Genomic DNA, 1,921 nt, shown 5'->3' on the forward strand with positions numbered 1-1,921 from the left:
CGGCAGCAACACCAAGATTCTCCTCTGCCGGACCCAGCTCGCTCAGCGATCCCTTAGTTTGAGATCTTGAGGTCTTCGTCGTGGGCGCAGGGGTCGGATAGCCTATGGATCGGTCGATCTCTACCCGTGGATCGGTCGCTGACGGCAAGTATTTGGGGATGTCATGAGTCGCGTCGGATGGGGGCCGATGACTGCCTGGATCCAGACGGTCGCCGTTGTAGTGGCGCTGATCTTCGCGGGGATGCCGACTCGCCAGGCGGCGTGGGCATCACGCGTGGCTAGTGATTTCGGGGTTGCCCATCGGCAGCTCTAGATGGAACTGGTGCATTGCCCTGCACTTGAGAGAATCTTGCACTCTGAGCCAGATCCAGCCGCTCCGTCGGTAGCCGAACGAGGTTTCATCATCCTCGCAATTCGGCACTCTGCCGCCGCATGTGAATGCATTCAGAATGGCGCCTTGGGAAAATTCGAGGCCGGCTCTGCCGATTTTGGGGAAGCGCTCTAAACGCCTCTATACTCCGTGCGCAAGATCTGGTCGTGGCCGAGTAGAAAGGGCGGAAAGCGTCCCTCGTTCCGATCGCCGGCATTTCGTGCGCCGTCGCCAACTGCCCCACAGTATATTTGAGCGATGAGGAAGGTGGGCGCATCTTCATTCAGGGGTACGTCGTTTCGGATCGGGGGTTGCCTGCCGACGAGGTGCTGGCTCGTGTTCCTCGCGCGGTGTTTCTGGCTGCCGCGCGGGAACTGCCTGCAAGACAGTAGCAACATTTCCTGTGATCATGCGAATAAGCTGCGTAGAGCATTTTCTGTCGGCACGGTGACTTGGAGATGACGGCGAACATGCCCGTTCGAGGCCTCGTAGGAGAACCGGACGCTCTGCGAGGTGTGGCCTCGGATCGGAGGCGTTCTGCGCGAGCCACAGGACATCAGTCTGGCGGCGGGAAGAGACGTTCCAGGATGAGGGCGACCCCGTCCTCGTCGTTCGACGCGGTGATCTCGTCGGCGGCGGCGAGCACGTCGGGATGCGCGTTGGCCACGGCCACCGAGTAGCCGGCCCAGGCGAACATCGGCAGGTCGTTCGGCATGTCACCGAAGGCGATCACGTCGGCGGCGGCGAGCCCGCAGTCGGCCGCCAACTCGGCGAGCGCCACCGCCTTGGACACCCCGGCGCCGGCGATCTCCACGAGATTCGCGCTCGACGTGGTCACCACCGCGTCCGCCCCGGCCAGCTCAACGATCACATCGTAGACCTCGGTGAACGGGCCGCCGCCGCGGCGCACCAGCAGCTTCGTCGCCGGCAGGGTGACCACCAGCTCGGGGAGAGCCGCGACCAGCTCCTGCGGATCCGGCCACATGGTCTCGAACGCCGGCTCCCGGCCGAACCGCAGGCCGCTCTCGACCGCGAACGTCACGTCCGGCACCGCGGCCCTGATATCCCGGGCGAGGCGCAGCGCCGTCGCGTGTTCCAGGTAGCGGTGGCGGACCGCCCGGCCCGAGTCGAGGTCGAGCACCAGCGCCCCGTTGGCGCAGATGGCGAGCCCGGACATCGTCGTCTGGGCGACCACCCCGGCCATCACGCGACTCGGCCGGCCGGTCACGAACACGACCGTCGCCCCACAGGCGCGCACCCGGAGCAGGGCCGCGCGGGTGCGCGCCGAGACGGTGCCGTCGCCGCGCAGCAGCGTGCCGTCCAGATCCGTGGCGACAATGGCGGGCGGGGACACAGTCGTCCAGTCAACCAGCAAGGAAGCACGTGGGGCACCGGGTTCGCCGGCATTGGTCGAGGTCGCCGGGTGGGTGCGGGCTTGACGCGGTGGTCGGCCAGACGCCGACGGGTAGCATGCCGGGCATGATTCCTGCCGATCGGCCCGGTCCGTCGACTCCCGGGGTCTCCGCTCCCGGGGTCTCCACGCGGCCCGCG

At 66.7% G+C, this 1,921-nt stretch carries 1 protein-coding gene; it reads right to left on the reverse strand.

The annotated features are described in order from the left end of the window. Positions 1-926: 926 nt before the first annotated feature. On the reverse strand, positions 927-1,742 hold the full coding sequence (locus tag MXD58_RS26615) for an HAD family hydrolase (protein WP_250610530.1): 816 nt from the start codon (positions 1,740-1,742) through the stop codon (positions 927-929). Positions 1,743-1,921: the final 179 nt, after the last annotated feature.

The sequence above is a fragment of the Frankia sp. AgKG'84/4 genome, from assembly GCF_023242965.2.
Classification (GTDB): domain Bacteria; phylum Actinomycetota; class Actinomycetes; order Frankiales; family Frankiaceae; genus Frankia.